This is a genomic window from Sphingobacterium sp. UGAL515B_05 (genome assembly GCF_033097525.1).
GTDB lineage: Bacteria > Bacteroidota > Bacteroidia > Sphingobacteriales > Sphingobacteriaceae > Sphingobacterium.
Genome location: NZ_CP109907.1, coordinates 2491142 through 2517087, shown reverse-complemented (window position 1 = coordinate 2517087; position 25946 = coordinate 2491142). Strand labels below are relative to the sequence as shown.

Annotated in this window: 19 protein-coding genes; 11 read left to right on the top strand and 8 right to left on the bottom strand. The window is 41.2% G+C overall.

Annotated elements, in window-relative coordinates; translation table 11 throughout:
- The first annotated feature begins 53 nt into the window (after positions 1-53).
- The 11 genes from ilvB (at position 54) to OK025_RS10105 (ending at position 12592) form a co-directional block, all read left to right on the top strand.
- A complete protein-coding gene (ilvB, locus tag OK025_RS10155; protein WP_317669367.1) occupies positions 54-1796 on the top strand; it encodes a biosynthetic-type acetolactate synthase large subunit in 1743 nt (580 codons plus the stop codon).
- Between the two features lie 8 nt (positions 1797-1804).
- Positions 1805-2395, top strand: a complete 591-nt coding sequence (gene ilvN, locus OK025_RS10150; RefSeq protein WP_070570155.1) for an acetolactate synthase small subunit — start codon at positions 1805-1807, stop codon at positions 2393-2395.
- Between the two features lie 14 nt (positions 2396-2409).
- A complete protein-coding gene (locus OK025_RS10145; RefSeq protein ID WP_317669366.1) occupies positions 2410-2874 on the top strand; it encodes a DinB family protein in 465 nt (154 codons plus the stop codon).
- 45 nt (positions 2875-2919) lie between these two features.
- Positions 2920-4401, top strand: a complete 1482-nt coding sequence (gene ilvC / locus OK025_RS10140; RefSeq protein ID WP_201669670.1) for a ketol-acid reductoisomerase — start codon at positions 2920-2922, stop codon at positions 4399-4401.
- Between the two features lie 134 nt (positions 4402-4535).
- Positions 4536-5933, top strand: coding sequence for a 3-isopropylmalate dehydratase large subunit (gene leuC, locus OK025_RS10135; RefSeq protein ID WP_120335007.1), 1398 nt, complete (start codon positions 4536-4538; stop codon positions 5931-5933).
- A gap of 10 nt (positions 5934-5943) precedes the next feature.
- Positions 5944-6534 carry a 3-isopropylmalate dehydratase small subunit gene (gene leuD, locus OK025_RS10130; RefSeq protein WP_317669365.1) on the top strand — a complete coding sequence of 197 codons (591 nt, stop codon included), beginning with the start codon at positions 5944-5946 and terminating at the stop codon, positions 6532-6534.
- The gene (locus OK025_RS10125) at positions 6528-8006 is read left to right on the top strand and encodes an ATP-binding cassette domain-containing protein (protein WP_317669364.1); all 1479 of its coding nucleotides are present in this window, start codon (positions 6528-6530) and stop codon (positions 8004-8006) included. Before leuD ends, OK025_RS10125 begins: the two co-directional genes overlap by 7 nt.
- 177 nt (positions 8007-8183) lie before the next feature.
- Positions 8184-9257, top strand: a complete 1074-nt coding sequence (leuB, locus tag OK025_RS10120; protein ID WP_088163110.1) for a 3-isopropylmalate dehydrogenase — start codon at positions 8184-8186, stop codon at positions 9255-9257.
- A 41-nt stretch (positions 9258-9298) separates the two neighbouring features.
- The gene (locus tag OK025_RS10115; RefSeq protein WP_286832229.1) at positions 9299-10462 is read left to right on the top strand and encodes a 2-isopropylmalate synthase; all 1164 of its coding nucleotides are present in this window, start codon (positions 9299-9301) and stop codon (positions 10460-10462) included.
- Between the two features lie 213 nt (positions 10463-10675).
- Positions 10676-11923, top strand: coding sequence for a threonine ammonia-lyase IlvA (gene ilvA, locus OK025_RS10110; protein WP_075994373.1), 1248 nt, complete (start codon positions 10676-10678; stop codon positions 11921-11923).
- 153 nt (positions 11924-12076) lie between these two features.
- Positions 12077-12592 carry a DUF2911 domain-containing protein gene (locus tag OK025_RS10105; RefSeq protein ID WP_317669363.1) on the top strand — a complete coding sequence of 172 codons (516 nt, stop codon included), beginning with the start codon at positions 12077-12079 and terminating at the stop codon, positions 12590-12592.
- Positions 12593-12717: 125 nt separating this feature from the next.
- Here OK025_RS10105 and OK025_RS10100 read toward each other — a convergent pair whose 3' ends face one another.
- The 8 genes from OK025_RS10100 to OK025_RS10065 form a co-directional block, all read right to left on the bottom strand.
- On the bottom strand, positions 12718-14601 hold the full coding sequence (locus OK025_RS10100) for a sodium:solute symporter family protein (RefSeq protein WP_317669362.1): 1884 nt from the start codon (positions 14599-14601) through the stop codon (positions 12718-12720).
- Positions 14602-14643: 42 nt separating this feature from the next.
- Complete coding sequence (locus OK025_RS10095; RefSeq protein ID WP_317669361.1) at positions 14644-15543, bottom strand: endonuclease/exonuclease/phosphatase family protein; 900 nt, start codon at positions 15541-15543, stop codon at positions 14644-14646.
- A gap of 113 nt (positions 15544-15656) precedes the next feature.
- Positions 15657-16871 carry a glycosidase gene (locus OK025_RS10090; protein ID WP_317669360.1) on the bottom strand — a complete coding sequence of 405 codons (1215 nt, stop codon included), beginning with the start codon at positions 16869-16871 and terminating at the stop codon, positions 15657-15659.
- 31 nt (positions 16872-16902) lie between these two features.
- On the bottom strand, positions 16903-18723 hold the full coding sequence (locus tag OK025_RS10085; protein WP_317669359.1) for an aryl-sulfate sulfotransferase: 1821 nt from the start codon (positions 18721-18723) through the stop codon (positions 16903-16905).
- 139 nt (positions 18724-18862) lie between these two features.
- Positions 18863-20491 (bottom strand): RagB/SusD family nutrient uptake outer membrane protein, encoded by a 1629-nt coding sequence (locus OK025_RS10080; RefSeq protein ID WP_317669358.1) that lies wholly within the window; start codon positions 20489-20491, stop codon positions 18863-18865.
- A 41-nt stretch (positions 20492-20532) separates the two neighbouring features.
- Positions 20533-23547, bottom strand: a complete 3015-nt coding sequence (locus OK025_RS10075; RefSeq protein ID WP_317669357.1) for a TonB-dependent receptor — start codon at positions 23545-23547, stop codon at positions 20533-20535.
- Between the two features lie 388 nt (positions 23548-23935).
- Positions 23936-24976, bottom strand: a complete 1041-nt coding sequence (locus OK025_RS10070) for an RNA ligase family protein (protein WP_317669356.1) — start codon at positions 24974-24976, stop codon at positions 23936-23938.
- Between the two features lie 53 nt (positions 24977-25029).
- Positions 25030-25899 carry an AraC family transcriptional regulator gene (locus OK025_RS10065; RefSeq protein WP_317669355.1) on the bottom strand — a complete coding sequence of 290 codons (870 nt, stop codon included), beginning with the start codon at positions 25897-25899 and terminating at the stop codon, positions 25030-25032.
- Between the last annotated feature and the right edge of the window lie 47 nt (positions 25900-25946).

Here is a 25946-nt window from a genome sequence, read left to right as displayed (position 1 = left end):
AAATATCTAAATACTAAAAAGACTGAATAATCAACAATAAAAAAATCAACGTAATGAGTACACTGGAAATAACAGAAAATAAGGCCGCTACAGCGCAGCAAACTCCGACACAAATTTCGGGATCGAAAGCTGTATTGGAGGCCTTATTGAGCGAAGGAGTTGATACCGTATTTGGTTATCCTGGAGGCGCAATTATGCCGATCTATGATGCCCTTTATGATTATACGGATCGTCTGAAGCATATTTTAGTGCGCCATGAACAAGGTGGAATCCACGCGGCGCAAGGTTATGCAAGAACTTCAGGTCGTACAGGCGTCGTCTTTGCGACAAGTGGTCCTGGAGCAACAAACCTAGTTACTGGACTGGCTGATGCCATGATCGATAGTAACCCTATCGTCTGTGTCACAGGTCAGGTCTTTGCTTCACTCTTGGGAACAGATGCTTTTCAGGAAACAGATGTCATCAATATCACGGCACCGGTCACCAAATGGAACTACCAAGTCACCGACGCAACTGAAATTCCAGCTGCACTCGCAAAAGCATTTTATATTGCCAGCACAGGTCGTCCAGGACCGGTATTGATCGATATCACTAAAAATGCACAAATGCAATTGTTCGATTACTTCGGTTATGAAAAATGCAACCACGTACGCAGCTATAGACCTGCACCACAAGTTCGTAAAGAATATGTTGAGCAGGCAGCCGAGTTAATCAACAATGCAAAAAAACCATTTGTTCTTTTTGGACAAGGCATCATTCTTGGAAAAGCAGAGGAAGAATTCAAAGCTTTTATCGAGAAAACCGGCATTCCTTCGGCATCGACTGTCATGGGCTTAAGTGCACTTCCAACGGATCACAAACTTCACGTAGGGATGTTGGGTATGCATGGTAACTATGCACCAAATGTCATGACCAATGAATGTGATGTTTTAATAGCCATCGGTATGCGTTTCGATGACCGTGTAACAGGTCGTTTGGACAAATATGCCAAACAGGCAAAAGTAATCCATTTGGATATAGACCCAGCAGAGATTGACAAAAACGTACAGACAACCGTACCTGTATGGGGCGACTGTAAGGAGTCACTTCCAATGCTGACGGAATTGGTAAACGCTACAGATCACTCCGCATGGCTTGCACAATTCCGTGAACTTGAAAAAGAAGAAATCAAAGAAGTCATCCAAAATGAACTTCACCCACAAACCGATATTATGACCATGGGTGAGGTCATCAATGTGTTGAATGAATTGACAGGCGGTGATGCGATCATTACAACGGACGTCGGTCAACACCAAATGGTAACTTGTCGCTATGCTAAATTCAACAACAGCAAATCGAATGTAACCTCAGGGGGCTTAGGAACGATGGGCTTTGGTCTTCCGGCCGCAATCGGTGCCTGGTATGGCGCGCCAGAGAAAACTGTCGTAGCAATCATCGGTGATGGTGGTATACAAATGACGATCCAGGAGCTAGGAACGATAATGCAATTTGGCGCAAAAGTCAAAATCATGATCCTCAATAATGAATTCTTGGGCATGGTACGTCAGTGGCAGCAATTGTTCCACGACAGACGTTATTCATTCGTGAATATCACGAGTCCTGACTTTGTTGCTGTAGCGAAAGGCTATTACATCGACGGTCAGAAGATTTCGGAACGTAAAGACCTACGTAATGCCCTGAAAACCATGATTGATCACGACGGAGCATATCTATTGGAAGTGATGGTAGGTAAGGAAAACAATGTATTTCCAATGGTTGCACAAGGAACATCGGTATCTGAGATACGTTTAAAGTAGAATTTAACATGGAAAAACAAGAATATACCATCACCCTATATACAGAGAATTCAATCGGTCTTATCGGTCGGATCTCAACAATCTTTTCAAGAAGAAAAATCAATATTGAAAGCTTGAATACTTCCCCTTCTGAAGTAGAAGGAATACATCGATTTACCATTGTCATTACAGAGGCAGAGGATGTACTGCGTAAGCTTTGCCGTCAGTTAGAAAAACAAATTGACATTCTTAAAGCCTACTACAATACCAATGATGAAGTAATATGGCAAGAACAAGCCTTATATAAGGTCCCTGCCGATGTTGTCAATGAAAAGGTATATGTAGAGCGTTTGCTACGTCAATATGGTGCCAACGTCGTTGTGATCCGCAACGACTATATCGTATTTGAAACTGCAGGTCACCGCGAGGAGATCGATAAGTTGACAGAAGAATTGACCAAATATGGTTTGATCGAATTTGTCCGTGGCGCACGTATCGCCATCATTAAAGACAGCGCGGGCTTCCATTCCAAATTGGTTCAGTTTGAAGCCAAGGAACCATCGATAGAAATTGTAGAAAACGAGTATCTCGACAAAAGAGATGACGTATTTACGATGTAAGCTTTAATAGTATTATGCAAGAGACATTTAAATTTATCTTAAAGTCACGTCAGAAATTCATTGAATTACTTGACGGCCTTTCCATTGAACAACTTAACAAAATTCCAGCGGGATTTAACAACAATATCATCTGGAATTTTGCGCACATTGTTGTCAGTACACAGACCTTGATCTATGTCCGTACTGGTATTAAAGCTGATACGACTTGGGTAAAATATAACGAAGATTATAAAAAAGACACCAAACCAACCCGCTTTGTTGAACAAGCAGAGGTTGATGAATTGAAAGAAATCGCAATCCGCAGTATTGAGCAAATTGCAGCTGATTATGAAAATGGTGTTTTCGGAGAAATCACTTCCTTTTCAACAGCAACCTATGGCTATCCAATGGAGAGTATTGAAGAAGTGATTGCCCTGACATCAGGACACGATAACGTTCATTTCGGCTACGCAATGGCTCAACGCAGATTAGTACAATAATTAAAATAAATAATCAACAACCAATAACAGAAAGAAAGTAAAACAATGGCAAATTATTTCAACACCTTACCGCTTAGAGAGCAGTTAGAACAATTAAGTCACGCTGAATTCATGGACAACACCGAATTCACGGATGGTGTAAACGCTTTAAAAGGTAAAAAAATCGTAATCGTAGGATGTGGTGCGCAAGGCTTGAACCAAGGTTTAAACTTAAGAGATAGCGGACTGGACGTTTCTTATGCATTACGTAAAGAGGCTATTGAACAAAAAAGAGATTCTTGGAAAAATGCTACGGACAACAACTTTAACGTAGGCACTTACGAAGAATTGATCCCTACTGCGGATGTGGTTATCAACTTGACACCAGATAAGCAACACACTTCAGTAATCAATGCGGTAATGCCCTTGATGAAAGAAGGCGCTACGTTATCGTATTCACACGGTTTCAACATCGTTGAAGAAGGTATGCAGATCCGTAAAGATATTACGGTTATCATGGTTGCTCCAAAATGTCCGGGTTCTGAGGTTCGTGCAGAATACCTTCGTGGTTTTGGTGTTCCGACTTTGATCGCCGTTCACCCAGAGAATGATCCACAAGGAAAAGGCTGGGCTGAAGCAAAAGCGTACTGTGTAGGGACAGGTGGACACAAAGCTGGTGTATTGAAGTCTTCATTCGTAGCTGAGGTAAAATCAGATTTGATGGGTGAACAAACGATTCTTTGTGGATTGTTGCAAACAGGATCGATCTTATCTTTTGACAAAATGGTCGAAAAAGGAATTGAGGCTGGTTATGCATCCAAATTGGTACAATATGGTGTAGAAGTTATCACGGAAGCCTTGAAACATGGTGGTGTAAGCGGTATGATGGATCGTTTGAGCAATCCTGCGAAAGTGAAAGCTTTTGAGATCTCCGAAGAACTGAAAGACATCATGCGTCCTTTATTCCAAAAACACCAAGATGATATCATGTCAGGCCACTTTAGCAAGACGATGATGGAAGACTGGGCAAACGGTGATGCTAACCTATTGAAATGGAGAGCTGAAACGGGCGAAACTGCATTTGAAAAAACGCCAGCTGGTGATGTTAAAATCAACGAGCAAGAATATTTCGATAACTATACATTAATGGTTGCATTCATCCGTGCAGGTGTTGAATTGGCATTCGAAACAATGGTTGAAGCGGGTATCAAACCTGAGTCAGCGTATTATGAATCATTGCACGAAACACCATTGATCGCGAACACAATCGCACGTAAGAAATTGTTCGAGATGAACCGTGTGATTTCTGATACAGCTGAATATGGTTGTTACTTATTCGATCAGGCTTGTAAACCGTTATTAGCAGACTTCATGAAAACTGTTGACACGGACTTAGTAGGTAAAAACTTCAACGAGGGCAGAGACGCTGCAGTTGACAACGCACAATTGGTTGCTATCAATGAAATTTTGCGCGATCACCCTGTAGAAATCGTTGGTCGCAAATTGCGTAAAGCGATGACCGCAATGAAAGCGATCAAAACTGTTTAAAAGTTCATACGAGATTATACATGCTCCAAAAATCATGAATATTTCGTAATTTAGTATATTGAAACCAAGGTGATATTGAGACATTTGCAATATCACCTTGGTTCATATAAAAATAACATAAGAGAGAATAAAAAATGTCAAAAACATTAGTAGAAAAGATTTGGGATGCGCACGTCGTCAAGCGTGAAGAAGGTTTTCCGGATATTATATATATCGATACCCACTTGATTCATGAAGTTACTTCACCTCAAGCTTTCGATGGCTTGCGTAAAAGAGGAATCCCAGTTTTTCGTCCAAAACAAACGGTAGCTACTGCCGACCACAACGTACCGACCCTCAATCAACATTTACCGATCAAAGAAGAGCTATCCCGTTATCAAGTTGATATGCTCACCAAAAATTGTGCTGAATTTGGTATTGAGTTATATGGTTTGGGGCATCCATACCAAGGGATTGTACACGTTATTGGTCCGGAGCTGGGGATCACCCTACCAGGTAAAACGATGGTCTGTGGCGATAGTCATACCTCAACACATGGTGCATTTGGAGCTATTGCTTTTGGTATTGGAACCTCTCAGGTTGAACAGGTCTTCGCGACGCAATGTTTATTGCAGTCGAAGCCAAAAACAATGAAAATTGAAGTCAACGGTACCCTTCAAAAAGGCGTTGGGGCAAAAGACATCATCCTATATATCATCTCCAAAATCTCTGCTGCGGGTGGTACGGGTTACTTTATTGAATATGCTGGTTCAGCGATCCGCTCATTAAGCATGGAAGCACGTATGACCATTTGTAACATGAGTATCGAAATGGGTGCACGTGGAGGCTTAATTGCTCCGGATCAGATCACTTTCGACTATGTAGAAGGCCGTGAATTCGCACCGAAAGGTGAGGAATGGGATAAAGCCCTAGCGTACTGGAAAACATTGTATTCTGACGAAGATGCCATTTTTGATAAAGTGTTGACTTTTGATGCTGCAGACATTGCGCCAATGATTACTTATGGTACCAACCCAGGCATGGGTATGGGTATCGCGGAGCATATTCCAGCAACCAGTGCACAACCGGAATCAGAAAGACCATCGTACCAAAAAGCATTGGATTACATGGGCTTTAAAGATGATTCAACAGTCTTAGGCAACCGTGTTGATTATGTGTTCATCGGAAGTTGTACCAATTCCCGTATTGAAGATTTACGTGAAGTAGCTTCATTCGTTAAAGGCAAGCAAAAAGCACAAGACGTGGAAGTATGGATTGTACCGGGCTCAAAACAAGTAGAAAAACAAGCTAAAGAAGAAGGCTTGGATAAAATATTTGAAGCGGCAGGATTCCAGTTACGTGAACCCGGATGTTCCGCATGTTTAGGTATGAACGAAGATAAAATCCCTGCTGGTAAATATTGCGTTTCGACTTCAAATAGAAATTTCGAAGGGCGTCAGGGACCGAATGCCCGCACCATGCTGGTATCTCCTTTGACAGCAGCAGCTGCGGCAGTAACAGGTAAAGTAACAGATGTAAGAGAGTTGATCTAAGCAGAAAAAAATGAAAAAATTTGAAACTTTAACGTCACAGGTAGTCCCTCTACCTATCGAAAATATTGATACCGATCAAATTATTCCCGCACGCTTTCTAAAAGCAACCACGCGTGAAGGTTTTGGTGATAATTTATTCCGCGACTGGCGTTTTGATACAGACAATCAGCCTAAAACTGACTTTGTATTGAACAACCCGACCTATACAGGGAAAATATTGGTTGCCGGTAAAAACTTTGGTTGTGGTTCAAGCCGCGAGCATGCTGCATGGGCTATTCAAGACTATGGTTTTGACGTGGTCATCAGCTCATTCTTTGCCGATATATTCAAAGGAAATGCTCTTAACAATGGTGTATTACCAATTCAGGTACCCGAAGAGTTTTTGGCAAAAATTTTCGAATTGGTGCACCAAAATCCTAAAACTGAAATAATCGTCGATCTGGAGAAACAAACAGTCATGTTGACAGAGACAGGTGATCAATTTGAGTTTGAAATCAATCCATACAAAAAATCATGTTTGATCAATGGATATGATGACATTGATTTTATCCTTAACCAGAAAGATTCAATCGAAGCATTTGAAGCAAACAGACAATGGTAGATCCTGTCGTCCATATTGCCAATTTAACCATTCAGTACGGTAAAGATACCGTACTGCACGACTTAAATTGGCAAATTTTTCCTGGCGAACAATGGATCTTAGGCGGTCCGAGCGGTACAGGAAAAACCACCCTTGCAAAAGCGATTGCCGGGCAATTGAAGTATGAAGGCGAGATTACATTCCACCTTGATCCAACAAGCCCACTGCCGGCAAAAATTCACTACGTTTCCAATTGGTTTCAGTTTACCAATCTTGAAGGCGACCGCAATTTCTATTACCAACAGCGCTATAACAAATTTGCAAAAAACGATACATTAACGGTTTTTGCTGAGTTGAAACATTTTGCGCAAGAAGAACAGCTTTCTTTTGAAAACGTACGTTCTTACCTGAACATTTTCGGATTCGAAAATTTCAAAGATCAACAGTTGATTGAACTTTCGAGTGGCGAACACAAGAGGCTGCAATTGATCAAAGCGCTGTGGCTTCAACCTCAGGTGCTCATTATCGACCAGCCTTATACAGGACTAGATGCACAGTCTCGGGAAGATCTCAATCAGATTTTCGATCAACTTGCAGATAAAGGCGTTTCTTTGTTGCTCATTAGTAATGATGATGAACAACCAAGCTGCATCAATCGTTTTGCAGAGATCCAGCATGGGAAGATTGTTATTCGCCAAAATAGCAATGAGCTATCCAGAGGATTACCCCGCACAAGAAAGGCACTACCCTATTTTCTGCAACGAGTACCTGAAGTAACTTCTCCGATCATGGTAAAAATGAACAAGATCAATATCTCCTATGGCGAAAAACAAGTCTTAAAGAATATTGACTGGGAAGTAAAAGCCGGCGAAAAATGGTTATTACAAGGGCATAATGGTTCAGGAAAATCCACGTTGCTCAGTTTAATCAACGGCGATCATCCACAGGCCTATGCCAATGATATCCATCTTTTTGGCAAAAAAAGAGGATCTGGAGAAAGCATTTGGGATATCAAAGAACATTTGGGTATTATATCGCCAGAATTGCATTGGTACTATGATATGAATGCCAACGTTGGGCAGACTATTGCTTCTGGATTTTTTGATTCCATGAGCCTATACCAACGATTAGGATTTGAACAACAGCAAAAGCTCGAGCAAATTCTCCATTTTTTTGACCTTAAAGAGGTCAAACACAAAACCTTGGGGTCGTTACCATTAGGCCAACAACGTTTGGCCCTATTGGCCCGCACGATCGTGAAGCATCCAGAATTGCTGATTTTGGACGAACCTTGTCAAGGCTTAGATAAAGAGCAGACCCAGTATTTCAACGATGTCATTGATGACCTCAGTAAAAGTGGCCAAACGCTCATTTATGTAGGGCACTTCCAGACACAACTTCCAACGTGCATTGACCATAAAATCGTGTTGGAAAAAGGAGAAGTAAAGGCTGTATCCAAAGTTATCCACAAAAAAGAGTCTTTATCAACATAAAAAATGTGGAAAACTTCAATTAATTCGAAAACAAGAACAAAAAAATAAAAAGAGAATCAAGCTATCGGCAAAACACTGGGAATCAAAAGTCAAAAATAAAGACATTACAATAGGGCTTAGGCCTATCTTCCAAAGTTTCAATATACATATCGCTGATAGCTCAATACTAAAAATACAATGAAGAAAAATATTTTAATCATACCTGGAGATGGCATCGGCCAAGAAGTAACAACTTGGGGTAAAAAAGTTTTAGAAAAAATCGGTGAAAATTATGGTCATGAATTCAGCTTTGATGAAGCTATCATGGGCCATACTGCAATTGAAGCTACGGGCAATCCTCTTCCTGATGAAACATTAGCGAAAGCAAAAGCTTCTGATGCGATCCTTTTCGGCGCCATTGGCCATATCAAGTATGATAATGATCCTTCTGCTAAAGTAAGACCTGAACAAGGCTTGTTGAAAATCCGTAAAGAACTAGGTCTTTATGCAAATCTTCGTCCAATCCTTTTATTCGACGAGTTATTGGATGCTTCGAGTTTAAAGCCTGAAATTCTTCAAGGTACAGATATCCTTTTCTTCCGTGAATTGACAGGTGATGTGTATTTTGGTGAAAAAAACCGCAATGAGGACAACACCTTTGCGTCAGATCTGATGAACTACCACCGTTACGAGGTTGAACGTATCGCGCGTAAAGCTTATGATGCAGCACGCACACGTAACAAAAGATTATGCTCTGTTGATAAGGCCAATGTATTGGAAACATCCCGCCTGTGGAGAGAAGTTGTACAGGAAATCGCAAAAGAATATCCAGATGTTGAAACCGAGCACATGTTTATCGATAATGCAGCCATGCAATTGGTTAAAAATCCGAAGAAATTCGATGTGGTATTGACAGCCAATCTTTTTGGTGATATCTTGACAGACGAAGCGTCACAGATCGCAGGCTCAATGGGTATGTTGGCTTCTGCTTCCGTAGGTGATGGCACAGGCTTCTTCGAACCTATTCATGGTTCTGCTCATGACATCGCTGGCCAAAACAAAGCAAATCCACTTGCTTCGATTTTATCTGCAGCCTTGATGCTTGATATTAGTTTTGGTTTACAGGAAGAAGCAAAAGCTGTTACTAACGCTGTAGCTGAAACATTAAAAGCGGGTTGGAGAACCGGTGATATTGCCAACAGCAGCACAGAAGCTTCAAAAATCTTAGGTACTCAGGAAATGGGTGAAAAAGTATTGGAGTTTATTAAATAGTATACCCTTTTTAATTTGTAAATCTTTTGAATTAAGAAATTATGTTACACGATCCTAATCATCTTTACATTTTCGACACCACCTTACGTGATGGCGAACAGGTACCAGGCTGCCAATTAACCACTCCGGAGAAAATTGAGATTGCTAAAGACCTGGAAAAACTAGGGGTAGATATTATCGAAGCCGGTTTCCCAGTGTCTAGCCCTGGTGATTTTCAATCGGTGGTAGAATTATCTAAAGCGGTGAACGATGTTATTATATGTGCATTGACCCGTGCCAATCAAAACGATATTGACGTAGCTGCTGAGGCATTAAAATATGCCAAACGCCCACGTATCCATACCGGTATTGGTTCTTCGGACATGCATATCAAATATAAATTCAACAGCACAAGAGAAGAAATTTTAGAACGTGCTGTTGCGGCTGTAAAACATGCCAAATCCTATGTGGAAGATGTCGAGTTTTATGCAGAAGATGCTGGTCGCGCAGACTTGGAATTTCTAGCTAAAATGGTTGAGTCGGTCATTGCGGCTGGTGCTACGGTGGTCAACATCCCTGATACAAACGGTTATTGTTTACCGGATCAGTATGGGTCAAAAATCAAGTATCTCAAGGAGAATGTGCGCAATATCGATCAGGCAATTATTTCCGCACATTGTCACAATGACCTAGGACTTGCAACAGCAAATTCTATCGCTGCCATTCAAAATGGAGCCCGCCAGGTAGAATGTACAATCAACGGTATCGGTGAACGTGCCGGAAACACCTCGCTTGAAGAAGTAGCCATGATCCTTAAAGTACACAACCAGTCGTTTGGAAGCTTAACATCAAACATCGATAGCCGCATGTTTACGTACTTATCGCGCAAGGTAAGTGAAATGATGAACATGCCTGTCCAACCGAATAAAGCAATCGTTGGCCGTAATGCCTTCGCGCATAGCTCGGGTATTCACCAAGATGGTTTCCTAAAACACCGCGAAAACTATGAGATCATCAGACCAGAAGATGTTGGTTTGGATGAAGCTGATATTATCTTGACAGCTCGTTCAGGTAGACATGCCCTTAAGCACCATTTGGAGCGTTTAGGTTTCCATCTTGAAAAAGATGATTTAGCAGATTGCTATCAACGTTTCCTGGTTTTAGCCGACGAAAAGAAAAATATTTGTGATGATGACCTAAAAAGCCTCATCCAGGAAAAAATATAAAAAAAGGAAGGCTGCAGATGCAGCCTTTTTTTATCATAAGTACATTTTTTTAAAAAGATCCACATGACACATAGCTGATTATTATTTTAGCATGTGTTCAGACGGTCTTCCATTCAAAATCAACTAAATTTAAACACTGTATAGGTAGAATCTCTCATATAACAGCGAATATCTGCGTTTTATTTGCTACCTTAACTAGGCAATCATCTAACAATGAATCTATCAACCTTAAACATCAATTCAGAAGCTACACTTGACCGCATCAAGTCTGTGGTCAACAGAACACCGCTTCAATATAATCGGCATCTGTCCGAAAAATACGGTGCCGAAGTCTATCTCAAACGGGAAGATTTACAAGTCGTACGTTCCTATAAATTACGCGGTGCCTACAATAAAATTATCTCCTTAACAGCGGAAGAGCGACAACGCGGCGTTGTATGTGCGAGTGCAGGTAACCACGCCCAAGGCGTTGCTTTCTCCTGCAATAAACTCGACATCAAAGGTGTGATATTTATGCCGGGTCCGACACCACGCCAAAAGATCTCACAAACGGAAATGTGGGGTAACGGTAATGTAGAGATTATCTTGACCGGAGACACTTTTGATGACTGTCAAAAAGCGGCGTTGGCTTACACAGAAGAGCATGGCATGACTTTCATCCCGCCATTTGATGATCTCAAAGTTGTGGAAGGACAGGGTACTGTGGCCGTTGAAGCTTTACAAGATCTTCCCGATATGGATGCCATATTTATCCCAATTGGTGGCGGTGGACTTGCCGCGGGAGCAAGTTATTACCTGAAGAGTAAAAACAAAGCGATCAAATGTTATGGCGTTGAACCCGAAGGAGCTCCTTCTATGCAAGCGGCTTTGACACATGGCGCACCGATCGAGCTCGAGCATATCAACAAATTTGTTGATGGGGCCGCCGTTAAAAAGATCGGTGCAACGACATTTGAAATTGCCAAACAATTGTTGGATGATACACGCTCTATTCCTGAAGGAAAGATCTGTACCTGTATCCTAGAGCTGTATAATAAGGATGCCATTGTCGTTGAGCCCGCGGGTGCTTTATCGGTAGCTGCTCTTGAATTTCACAAAGATGAAATTAAAGGCAAGAAAGTCGTCTGTATCATATCCGGTGGAAACAACGATATCGACCGCATGAGTGAAATCAAAGAATTGTCTCTGCTTTACGAAGGATACAAACATTATTTTATCGTTCGTTTCCCACAACGCCCAGGCGCATTAAAACTCTTCGTTTCTGAAGTATTGGGACCTAAGGATGATATTACCCGTTTTGAGTTTATCAAAAAAACCGAACGCGAAAGAGGTCCAGCGCTAGTCGGCATTGAGCTCAACAAGCCTGAGGATTACGAAACATTGATTGAACGCATGAAAGAATACAAGTTTGATGTCATTGAAATCAACAAAGACCAGACACTATTTGAATATCTTGTTTAAATAATAGGTATAAATGAAAAGAGCCAGTGATTCATATCCTGGCTTTTCCCGTTTATATAACCAAAATACCTCACCCAAAGTCTTCAAAAAAAACTAACAATTCCATAATTTAAAAACCTTATATTTAATTGTTTAATCAATAATATACGCAAAATGAGAGTACTAATTTTAACAATCCTGACCTTAATAGGTCAACTTACCTTTGCTCAGACCGACAAAAGTAAACGCCCGAGTCCTCCAGACAACACCAAAGTAACCACCACCGATGGTGTCACGATCGACATTAATTATAGCCGCCCTTCTTTGAAAGGCCGTCAGCTTGGTGTTGATATCGCCCCTGTCGGCATTGTATGGCGTACTGGAGCGAATGAAGCGACCACCATCGAATTTAATAAAGATGTATTGGTTGAAGGCAAAAAATTAGCCGCTGGAAAATATGGTCTTTACAGCATCCCTGGGGAACACGAAACAACAATTATGTTTAATAAAGTGTGGAATCAGTGGGGAACAAAATATGATGCCAACGAAGATGCGCTCCGCGTTTCCGTAAGCAACGCAACTGCAAGTACCTCACAGGAACAATTTAAGATCAACGCTACTCCGCAAGGCACTATCTCCTTGGAATGGGGACAGTATGTTGTTCCATTTACGGTTAAAGCGAGCAACTAAATTAAAAACGCATTATCAATGTAATCGGTACGATCGAACGATTTTTTAATCAAACAACAGACCGTCCGATTACATCATTCTTCGCTTTTTCAGCCCTATTTTTTTAAAAAAAACTTATTTGCTTATCAATCCGCTTTATTCATCCCATATTTTGTCATAAAAGCATCGTATTCGGCCTCATCGCGGCACATCTTATCATACCAGTTCTTTTTAAGAATCAGTGTGGTAATACCTAATATCAGTATACTAGTTAGTAAACCCTGTCCCTGTTGAATAACAATATACATCGGAATTAAGGTCAAACAGCATTGCCATATAATCCCCACCCCAACATTAAATAGATCGCGCTTAAAGTGATTGTTCGCTTTAAGATCGGGGTATTTCTGCAATGCTTTTTGGTGAATTGGCCCCCAAAATCCCCAGGGGCGAACACGAACATAAAAATCGACCAACACCGATTCCGCTGTTGGCTTAGATAACCAAGTTCCAAGTAGGCAGCCCAGTAAGGATAGGACAAACAAAAAGGGGAAATAATAAAGCGGCAAAGTATGTGGGAAAAACTGAGGCAGAATAATTGCGCCGAATATACCAGTCAACATTCCCCAAAAAAATCCGGTCCCATTAAATCGCCACCAATGCCACTTAAGCACATTCGCGGCAATATATCCACCATAGAGTGCCGAAACGATCCACTGTAGTACCGAATTGATGTTTTGGACATATAATCCGATGATCGTGCTACAGACAACCACAGAAACAGAAACAATATAACTCAAACGAATCTGTTTTTTAGGCGAAGCCGAACGATAAAAAAATTTCAGCAAGACATCATTGACCAAATACGCTTGTGCTGCATTTATCGTTGAAGCAAAAGAAGACATAAAAGCAGCCAGCAGTCCAGCCAATAATAAACCTGTCAATCCAACCTTCCCAAAACGACTAATTGCTTTGGGTAATATGATCTCAAAATCCATATGGCTTCCCATTGCTGTAAATTCATCCCGAAAGAACACAAGCGCTAACACCGTAAAACCCATGATCATCAGATAACGTGGGATCAGCAAGATAACAGATACCGAACCGCTCATTAATGCGGCCTCTTTTGGTGACCGACAAGCAAGAATCTTTTGCATATCGTAGTTGGCCGCGGGCCCGGCCATACTCATGAAAATACCTTTGAAAAGCATCATCATCACAAATATGGTAAACAGATTGTATTGATCATGGGCTATTCTGTCCATAATAGAAGGGAGTACATTACTCCAGTCCATGTTCAAATGCCAGCCAAAGAAGGGAGAGTCCCATCCCGCGGGTGTATTGGCGGCCAACAACTCAGGACTTACCTGCTGTATTGCGATCACTGCGATTGCAATGCCGGATACAATCATGATTCCGAACTTCACCATATCTGCCCAAACGATACTATGCATGCCGCCAAGCATGACATAAAATGTCGTAATAGCGGTAAAAAATATGCCATATAACTGGGGAACATTCATTGGGTCAATAGTTAACGGAATGAAGCGCGAAAGCTGTTCCCAGGGGAAGAATACCTCCATAAATTTACCGATTCCGATAAATCCATAACATAGAAAACCCAATACCGCTACAATGGCGTATAGAATGACGATGGTGTAAGCTCCATCTGCACCCTTACCATGCCCAAAACGGGTCCGGATCCATTCAGCACCTGTCAACACATTTGAACGCCGCAGCCATACCGAAAGGTAAACCATCAGGAAAATCTGATTAAAGACAGGCCATAACCAAGGAATCCACATACTCTTGAGGCCATAGACAAAGGCAAGATAAACCATCCACATCGTGCCCGAAATATCGAACATCCCCGATGCATCAGAAATACCAAGCATATAGTAAGGAAGTGACTTCCCTCCCAAGAAATAAGAGTCGAGATCCTTAGAAGCTCGCTTTTTAAGAATCAGGCCAATGACAATCATCGTCAGCAAATAACAGACAATGATCACTATATCTATTACGGAAAGTTCCATGAATATTCTTCTCGTGGTCAACCGCAATCTACAATTATATTTCTATTTCTCCAATTGGCCAATTACGACCGAAACTGGGTAATGATCTGATATTCCTTCGAGATCAGGACCATTGTGCACTTCGACCTGCTGAACCAAAGGCGACAATCGTTCCGACAATAAGATATAATCTAGCCTTTCCGACACTTCAGCTAATCGGCTGTCACCCCAATTCCAGCCATATAGTGTTGCTGTTGGAAAACTGACCCGCTTATTTTCCGGAAATACAGTACGTCCGATACAATCATCAAAGCCTGCTGCAATAAAAGTCGACAGCACACTATAATCAAAACGCTGGCCACGCATATTGCCATATTCTGGATGCGCTTGATCCCAATTCGATAAATTCTTTCTTAGTGGTGCTTTGTGTTCCAGCCAAATTGCATCCAATGGGGAATAAGCATTGAGATCACCCAGGATCATACAGTTATTCAAGGAATTACTTTTGATATAATCTACAATCTGCTGTGCTTCTTTTAATCGATACTTCCAGGAAAAAGGGCTGAGATGTGTGACTATAATGTCAATATCTTTAATTTTAACATGCAGCATACCATGCCAAAACCCATCCACCTGAGCTTTGATCAGGGTAATCGGATAGCGAGATGTAATTCCTACCGGATAGCCCTTTTCCTTGAGTAAGACGCTGTAATGATGTCCGTAGGATTCGGCCAGCTGTTGAAGATCGGCCTGTTTAAAATCGACCAGTTCTTCTAAAGCAACAATATCCGGTTGCTGTCGTTCCATCCAATGGACAAATTTATCCGCTTTTGTTTTCGTATGTTCAAATCCATTCCAGATATTGTAAGAAATTATCTTTAGCGGTTGATCGGCCTGAGATTTCACCGTCAAACACAGCAAGAGTAAAGCAATCACCCCATAAAACTTAATCAGATTTTTCATTTTTACACTCCTAAATATCGATTTTATAACTAACAATAAGCTTTATATAACTAACGACAAGCCGGGCTATGCGATCTAAAATAGAAGGTCGGCTTTCAATTTCACATCTATTATCAGGCTCGTTTCACATCATTTCGGGAACAAATTTCAGATTCCATGGTATATAGCGCATTGCGACCAATAAGCTGGAGGACATTGTCAACCGAGGTTGCCGAGCGAAGGCCGTCGGGTGCAGTATTAAGGCAATAATCCAAAAGCCGGTCAACCGAGGATACCGCAACATGCATTCGTGTATCACTCGATGCGTAGTAGATATAAACCATACCATTGGCATTCATGATCCAACCATTAGAAAACAACACATTGGAAACATCACCGATCCGTTCTTCTCCCTCCGGAGCCATCAGATACCCCGCAGGCTCGGCGATCAATTGGCTTGGATCGTCCAGACTTGTCAGATAAATATAGAGCACATAGCGTAAGCCCGCAGCCGTGCCACGCACGCCATGAGCAAGGTGCAGCCACCCTTTCGCCGTTTTTAAAGGTGCAGGTCCCTCACCATTTTTCAGTTCTTTAATGGTATGATAAAAACGTTTGTTGATAATTTGTTCTTCAACAACAACGGCATTTTTAATATCATCAATCAATGACCAGCCAATTCCGCCACCACGTTTTGCTAGGATAAAGTCATCTTGTGGCCGTGTATAGAGGGCATATTTCCCCTGTACAAATTCAGGGTGCAAAACGACATTTCGCTGTTGACTGCTCGCTTTCAGATTGGGTAAACGCTCCCAGTGCTTCAAATCTTTGGATCGAATGATGCCTGCTGAAGCAACGGCACTGGAGAGATCCCCGGGAGCAGCTGCTACATCGCGTTTTTCACTGCAAAAAATACCATACACCCAACCGTCTTCATGAGCGGTCAGCCGGATATCATATACATTTGTTTCCTCTTGATCCAAATCCGGAAGAACCAATGGCTGATCCCAAAAACGGAAATTATCCACTCCATTTTCACTTTCTGCAATTGCAAAAAATGATTTCCGATCTGTCCCTTCCACACGAACAAACAACAGATACTTTCCTTGCCAGTAGAGTGCCCCTGCATTCATTGTTGAATTGAAGGCGATTCGCTCTAGAAAAAGCGGGTTTGTCAATGGATTAAAATCATAACGCCAGGTCAAGGGGATATGTTCTTTGGTAATAACAGGGTATAAATAACGCTTAACAATTTTTCCTGGATTAGACAGTTCAACATTGGCTCTCTCCAGTAATAAGCGTTGTGATTCGATAATATAAGCTTGCTGACGTTCAAATGATTCGGCCATAAATTTAGTTCAGTTCAAAAAAATAGTTACTTTACAAGTTTTCGGGATAAAGCGGCATACGTGTCACACGATGGAATGCTGTACCGCTACCAGTAGCGACCTCAAGATCGAATATCACTTCCTTTGTTTTTGGATCAATTTCTACAACACGTCCGCCTATCCCTATACTTGTTTTGACTCCCATCCCTGGACAAAACGACACATGTCCCGTCTTTGGCAGATATTGTACCCCTGATATGGCCTGTGAAAATCCCTCTTCTCCACGATCCTTTCCATAAGACCATACTTGCTGTACTGTTTTATTGGTCAGGTCAACCTTGTATTCCACGACCCGGCTATAGCTGATCACACCGGGAGCAAAATTTGATTTCCATTGCCGATTATATCCATTATCAAAGACTAAAATACGATCATTGGCCAACGCGACAGGTGTATGCGGCCCCCACGGCCAATCAAAACCTGCAACTGCAGCATCCCCATTGATCACTGCTGGGTCTGTAATTGCTGTACCATCTTCGGCAATTGGCTTCAGCAACAAGGTCTGGTATTTAGCTCCCCAATTTTTATGGGGGGATATAATCCATTGCGTCACTCCCGAATGGTTAAAACTGAAAATCCCCTGATAGCGTGCTGTAGCCAATAAATTCTCTCCAATTTCTGTAATTGAATTGTTATGGACCCAGTTGTTTGGACTCTGTGAGAATGCCGGTGGTGTAATACCATCTGGCCTGATATAACGCGTTGTATCGAGCTGCTTGGCAAGATCCCATTCATTTACCAAACTACCTGTTTGAGGATTCAGTTCAATGATATGATCGTTAACGCGCGGCTCTCCATTATTTAGATGGGCTGCAACTTTGGTTACATTGATCAGGAAATTTCCATTAGCAGATTCGGTAATTTCATGATGGAATCCATAGCCTAGTCTTGCGAGATCCCATTGATTGATCAAATTACCAAACATGTCCATTTCAACCACACGTTGTACAGATTGATCGCCGGCGATGAAGGTTCCTTTTTTTGTTCGCTTAAGACCTATAGATCCAGCAAATTTTTGTAAATCAGGTGATTTCTTCAACAGCAACAACCAACGTATCTCACCCTCACTATCAATCATATAAGGCAGAGAAGTATCTAGCTCACTCTGGCCAGGATAACTCACCAAATTTAAACCAGGTTCCATTTTTTCCGTTTGACTCTTCACAATCTTCCATCTTGGAAAATCTGCTACCTTAAGTGGCTGAGTACGGATATGAACAGTAGTACTTCCTCGCTCATTACCTGCGAAATCAGTAAAAGTAAGATCAACGACATTATCATAATCTGCGTACAACCCGAATATAGGAACACTTTGACGTTGTGTTTCACTCGTGCAAAGATGTGTGATGTTGCCTAGTTCACCATGTTTACCATGTACTTGCACCCTTACACGACCAAAGGTTGGCAATCCAACATCTACTAAGGCCGATAAGGGGTTGTATCCTGAAGGATCGAGCCGGATTGCTTCAACCATAAAATCGAGTGAAGTTCCTTTTGTAGGCACAGTCAGTTCCGAACCGTCACTGAATGTGAGATTAGTAACCCATCGATCCGGATTAGGAGTCATCTTGACGATATCTTGGACAGGAATATTTATGGCTCCTTTTTCAAAATTGAAGATATATTCCTGTGTATTCTGATTGACTTTGATTAAGAGTTCGCCTGTTTCAATCTTTGATGTCAACGCCAGCTTAGTAGGCAATTCGGGTGCATTTCCCTGGTCCTTTTTACAGGAAAACAACAACAGAACCAAGCACATACCAGACAAAATCGAAGCAGTATAAATGCTACATATTCGCTGTATTGCAATCATATTTTATTAGATTTAAAAGAAATTTAAAAAAATATTCCGGCAGAGGGCGTCTACCCTCCACCGGAAAAACTAACACTCAACTGTGGAATCGAGAAGAAATTTTTCAGTGTCAATCAAGCTTTCGAAAGCATTGCCGAGCCTATCGCCACAACGGATGCTGTTGGATCTTCGAGTTTGTATTTATTTCTCCCTCTGGAATAGGCAAGTAATAATGCTTAGGTTGGAAATTATCTGCCCCTTGCTTTTTATTATCCACAAAGATCTGTTTCATTTCTGTCGGTGTATACCAACGTTTCAAATCAAAGAAACGATGACCTTCGAAGAAAAACTCCAATTCATTTTGCTTCACAACTTCCTTCATTAGTGCATCCGCATTTGCCCAAGTTTTATTAGCCAATCCAGCTCGATCACGAATGCGTTTTAAGCTAGATGCTGCTCCGGCCAAATTCCCATTTTTCACACAAGCCTCAGCGTGAAGCAACAATACTTCTGCAAAACGAAACACACGAAGATTGTTATTTCGATTTGCGGCATCATACATACTATTAGAGCCAGATTTATTGATATAAAAATTAGTATATTTTTTAAGTAGGAAGCGCCCTGCCTTTCCATTAATAGTCGGATATACAAGTCCAGCGTTAACTGAAATTTTACTCAAAGATTCTTTCCAAAGATCATCAAAAGAAAGATTACCATACCATGCGCCGTCGGTTAGGCCCGTTTCATAATCAGAATATTTCCAGTAAAAACTGCCGTACATACGCTTGTCAAAACGAGTATCCGACCCTGCTGGACGTTCTTCTGAGATAAAGTCGCGGACAACAGAAATACCAGGCACCAGTTTGAACCAAGCACCGCTGGCACCAGGTCCAGCAAAATTAGGTAATACAAATCCTAGCTGACAGGAAGCACAATCGTCTCCCCAAACGCCACCGGCACTGAGACGCCCATCATAAGCTAGTTCCCAAACCGATTCCTTATTGAACTTAGTTGTCTCCTTATAATTATCCTCAAAATTGTCCACCAAATCATAATTATATGGTGCCGTCAACAAGGCCTTCAACTCTGTCTCAGCTTCTCCGTATTGTTTGTTATAGACCAACGTTTTCCCCAGGTAAGCGATAGCAGCGCCTTTGGTTACCCTTCCTGATTCTGAGGAAGGCCTACTGACCGGCAACCCATCTTTGGCAGCCTTAAAATCAGAGATCACCTGTTTCCAAATCTCCGCTTCAGGTGACGATGCAATATTCTCACCATTAGGTTCATCTGTAGCTGGTGTTAAACGCAAGGGAACATCACCATAATTAGCCGCCAATAAAAAATAGTACATCCCTCGTAGAAAACGAACTTCACCGATCAGCTGCTTCTTTTTTTCGGAATCCATTGTCACCCGGTCTATATTTTTCATAAATACGTTGGCTCTGTTAATACCATTGTATAGACTCCCGAAATCACTCCCCCCCGTTCCAGGTGTATTAATAAAATTGATTAGCTGCCAAGTATGAGGTTCTTCGCCAACCAAAAACCACATATCGTCAGCGCGGTTCATTGTCTGATAGCCTGTAAATGCGCCATAATAACCATACATTTGATTACGGATGGGAGAATAGATTGTTGGAATCGCAGCCACCGCATCTGCCTCTGTTGTCCAATAAGTTGCCTCAACAGGGAGATTCGGATTGGTACGATTTAGAAAATCCTTGCTACAGCTTCCCATAAACAAAAGAACTGCTGCAGCTACCGTATATCTTTTTATCGAAATTTTCATTTTTGTCATTTTAAATTTTTTACTATTAAACCAACCGCCTATTAAAAGTTAGCTTGTATACCAAACATAATAGTACGCGCTAAGGGGAAACGACCATAATCGGTACCAGCAGTCATAGGTCCTGATCCGCCACCATTCTCATCAGAATTCATCCCTACATCAGGTGTGTATCCCTTATATTTTGTTACAGTAAATAGATTTTCTCCTGCCACAAAAACACGAGCATTCTTCAGGCTTGCTTTGCTTAGCCACTCAGAAGGCAAAGTATAGCCAAACTCTATTGTTTTTAAACGGAAAAAAGCCCCACTTTCCAACCAACGATCACTTACGCGTCGTTTATTATCATTCAAATCCTGCCGAGTATAACGTGGAATATCGGTATTGGTATTACTTGGTGTCCACGAATTTAAAAGATCTATGGAGTAATTATTAATATCACTGGTTCCTTCCATCCGAGCACGGGTATAGTTATAAACCTTGTTACCATACATGCCATCAAAGAAAAACGCAAAATCAAAACCTTTATAATCTAACCCTCCTCTGATACCATAAGCTAATTTCGGATAAGGACTTCCAGCATATTGACGGTCATCATTATTAATCTGCCCATCGCCGTTATAGTCAACAAACTTGATATCTCCAGCTTTGGCTGTAGATTGAATCACCTTACCATCAGCCGATTTATAGGCCTGAACTTCAGCATCTGACTGGAACAATCCATCAGTCTGGATAAGCCAAAAACCTCCAATTGGATAGCCCACCTTCGCCCATGTAATCGTACCATCGTTATTTGGGTTAAATCCGCCAAATTCCTGAACTGTACCAATTGTTACGGCTTTCATCTCATTCTTCACTGTAGAAGCATTTACCCCGATGTTATAATTCACTTCGCCAACCTTGTCTCTATAGGTAGCTAAAAACTCGAATCCTTTATTTCGAATTGTACCTGCATTCATAATAGGTGATCCCTGAAGTCCGGCTGAAGAGGGCCGATTGATTCCCAACAGAATGCCCTTCGTATCACGCACATAATAATCAGTACTAATGCTCAACTTATTTTGCAAGAAGGCCAAGTCCAGACCAACGTTGCTAGTTTCAGTTTCCTCCCAAGTTAGATTCACTGGCGATGTCCAGCCGATACCTGTACTAGATCCCAACCATAAGGCTCCTCCCTGTATGTAGTTAAAGCCATATGAAGTAAGACTTTGTGTTGTATAATTGGCGATATTTTGATTCCCTAATCGACCATAAGTTGCACGAACTTTCAATTCATTGATTGTATTTTTTGCCTTTTCAAAGAAATGCTCGTTCATCACATTCCATCCTAAAGCCACCGAAGGGAACACACCATAACGATAACCATCTGCAAATTTGGAAGAGCCATCACGACGGACAGTTGCTGTCAACATATAACGGCTATCGTAACTGTACATAGCACGGCCAAACTGTGAAATTAGTGCCTCTTCCTGCAAGCTTCCAGATGTCGTTTGACCATCCAATCCACCCGCATTAATTGCATCGGTACCAAAAGGAATATTGAGCCTAGAAGCTCCAAATCCTCTATTGGTATTTTCTTGAGCGGAATAACCCGCCAACAAAGAAATCGTGTGCTTATCAAAAGTATTATCATAATGCAATGTATTTTCGATCAACCACTGATTATTGAAGAAAGCACTTTCATTGAGTGAAGATTGTAATATGGCCGTACCATCGGGACGTCTATCCGCTTTGGCATAATTTCTTCCAGAAGTTCTATTAACCCCAACGTTTAACCTATATTTCAAACCCTTAACAAATAAATCTACTTCTGCATATCCATTCAACATAATATCCGTCTGGTAGACGTGATTATTATTCAAGTTTAAGTTACCTACTGGATTATCCAAGTTTTTCATCCATGGGGCATAGGTTGAATAGCCTCCAACAATATTGGAATCATAAATCGGTAACAGTGGATTTTGACGAAGTGCATCTGTGATGACCAAATGTGAAAATTTACGATCACCCGATTTCACCAAAAAAGTATTTCCTACCCTAAGATGTTCATTAAAAAAACTGAATGTATTTTTACTACGTATGTTAAACGCCTTATAACCTGTTGTTTTCAGAATACCTTCCTGATCCAAATAGCCCGCAGACACGTTATAAGTAGATCTTTCACCACCACCGGCGATATCTAGATTAATTTTATTGACGGGAGCAACATGATATATTTCATCTTGCCAATTGGTATTCGCATTAAAACTTTCCGCTTGAACTGGTAGCTCTTTTTGATCCGTCATAAATTGTTTCCATTGTGGACCATCCATTACTTTTAATTTCTTAGGAATACTTTGGACCCCCGTATAGGCATTTATACCAACAGTAGCGGGTGATGCTCTATGCCCACCTTTAGTCGTGATAAGGACGACACCATTGGCTGCCCTAGATCCATAGATGGCAGCTGCTGACGCATCCTTCAATACTTCCAAGGAAGCAATATCATTTGGATCCACCAAATTGATGTCACCGAATACGCCATCAATAACATAAAGCGGTGTATTGTTGCCCAAAGAGCTTATACCACGGATATTGATACTCATACCAGCGCCCGGCGTTCCACCGGCATTTGATACAGTCACCCCGGCAACGCGGCCCTGTAATGCACCCGCAGCACTTTTAGCTAAATTAGATTGTAGATCCTTGCCCGTCACGGATGCCACTGCACCGGTCAAATCACTTTTTTTCACCGTACCATAGCCGATCACCACCACTTCATCTAACTCCGTGCCCGACTGAAGTACAATACTATAGGTTGATGCATCATTGACAAGCACCTCTTGCTCCTTCATCCCCACGTAGGTAATTTTTAAGGTTTTGCCTTTCGCAACATCAAGTGTAAAAGAACCATCGGCATCTGTTTTCGTTCCGCTGGCGCTCCCCTTGATATTGACCGTAGCTCCTGCCACTGGCTTATTATCCGCATCGAGGACTTTGCCCCTCACCTTTTGGGATTGCTGTGCAAAAGCTAAGCTCCCATAAGTGGAAAGTAAGAGTAGTAAAGCTGTTTTTCTCATATTGTGTGTATTTAAGGTTTACAATAAATAGATGGTTTGTATAATATGTCTATACTTAATTGGTATTCTTCTATTGGTTTGTTTGACGAAATTAGAGAAAAGGAGATGCCGTAAATAGCAAGATCAACTCATTTGTATTGTACTTTTCATTCATATTTCCGTTGGAAAAAACACGAAAAAGTCAACACAAACGATTGCGCAAAATAGAAGGGAAAACTAAGGAGATAAAAAAAACAGTAAACAGAAATCAAATAATAGACTAAAATACAGTCAATTACGAAACAAAGAAGTTATTTCATTGAACTTTGGACTCACTTACATTGAATTATCTAGTAAGGAGAACAATAAAAATCAGTAACAAAATAGCGTTGAGACCGTTGAAAAAAAATTATAAGCCCGACGAACGTGCTTTTTGCATTTCTTTATCAATATCGGACTTCAACCTTGCGTCAATCCATTCACGGTCTTCTGACGTCAAATCATCCAAAATATATTGATTTTGTTCGTTAAAATCGATAAAAATATCCGCAAGAAACTCTGACTGAAGGTCGCGAACCCGGTCGACATTGCTTAGATCTAGGGCCCCAATTTTAGAAATCACGCTATTGAGCCGGTTTTGCGTCACATATGTCCGCATGGCCGCCACAAGGAAAGAAAGATTTTCGCTCTTCGAACTGACATCCGGAATAAAAGACCATTTTTCAGCCTCATGGAATTTTAATTGCTCATTGAATTCAGGATTCTTGAGTTTGATAATTGGACGTTCTTGTTCCAACTGCATTTTTTCGGAATCATAAGGTTTAATTACAACGCCTTCAATGAGGTTGTCTTTCAGTTCTGGCAAGCCCAAACGTCCAGGGATACTAGAATTCATTCGAAGATTAAAATTTAGTGCCTCATTCATCTTCCCTATAAATAGCGGTTTAGCATAAAAAAGGTCAAACTCCTCAAAATAGCTGATTGAAGTTTGATAATCTAAATAGTGTTTCTGGCCGAACTTATCAATAATAGCAATATCAAAGGCATAGAAATGAATATCAGGGCTATAATATACACCTGTTTGAATAGCTTGCAGGTGTGGCACTACGGCAACCTCCTTATGGGGGTAAACACCACCGAACAACTCGCCGTATACAATATAATGCGCTTCGGGATAAGATAAACTTAGGCGTTCAAACAAACACATCATATTGCTTTCCAAACGCGCTACGACAAGCTGATATCCAAAGAAATCGGATGCCCACTCCAGGTATTCTCTTCTTTTTGCAAATTTTAATTCTCCCAGTTGATAGGAAAAACTAAAATTGGCGCCATGTACTTTTTCTGTAACTACCCATTTTATTTTACCGAGCTGGGACATTGCTTTCTCACTGAGCCCAATTTTCTTAATTTTATCGGGCATCTTTTCGTATCCTGAAAAAATAGACATATAGAATCGTTTTCGCTTTCTCGCCTTAAAAATAAGAAATAAATAACGGTAAACTAGATGATCATCTGTTGCTTGCGGAGGCTATTTCTATACTCGACGGGAGTGAGGCCTTTTTTCTTTTTAAATACACGGTAGAAATACGAAACGCTGTTAAAGCCGCATTGTTCGACAATATCGGCAATCAAGGTCTCTTCTTTCAGTAATCGCACAGCCATATTGATCCTAAAATCGAGCAGATAATCTGTAAAATTCATTCCTGTAGTCGATTTCAGAAAACGGGAAAATGTTGATTTGCTCATATTCATTACGGCCGCAACCATCGGCAGGCTCAATTCTCTATTTACATGGGTAACGATATATTCTTGTAGTCGTCCCATCATCAATTCGCTATTGCTCAATACCGTATTGGTCGCCGTGGATAATACACGGATATCTTCACCCTTAGACAATTCATACAGCAACACCAAAAGTTTCATAACCGAATAGAATCCGTCTCTTTCCAAAGTCAATATGCGTAACAGCGGTAATACCCGATCTACTGTGTCTTTCCCAAAAACTACACCACGCGAAGCTTTGGATAATAACTGCTGTATACTTGCAAACTGTTTTTTATCCAGATACTGTTCAATTAATGAAGGGTGAAACTGAATCGTAATCTCATGAATATCATTCGATTGGCAATCGCCATCTTTCCAGGCGTGTTCAAGCTCAGGACTTGCAATGAGTACCAGATCCCGCTCGCCAATAGACTCTATCGAGTTGCCAATGATACGTTGTGCCCCCACTGCCCCCTCAACATAATTGAGCTCATATTCTGGGTGAATATGTACAGGAAACGTAAAGGAAGATTTTCTCCGATCGAAGACCACAAAGCAGTCATCGGAAGATAATGGCGATTTCTCTCTAAATATATCAGGTCTCATAATTGGATTTTCCCCTCCAGTAAATTACCCAAACTTAAAAAATAATA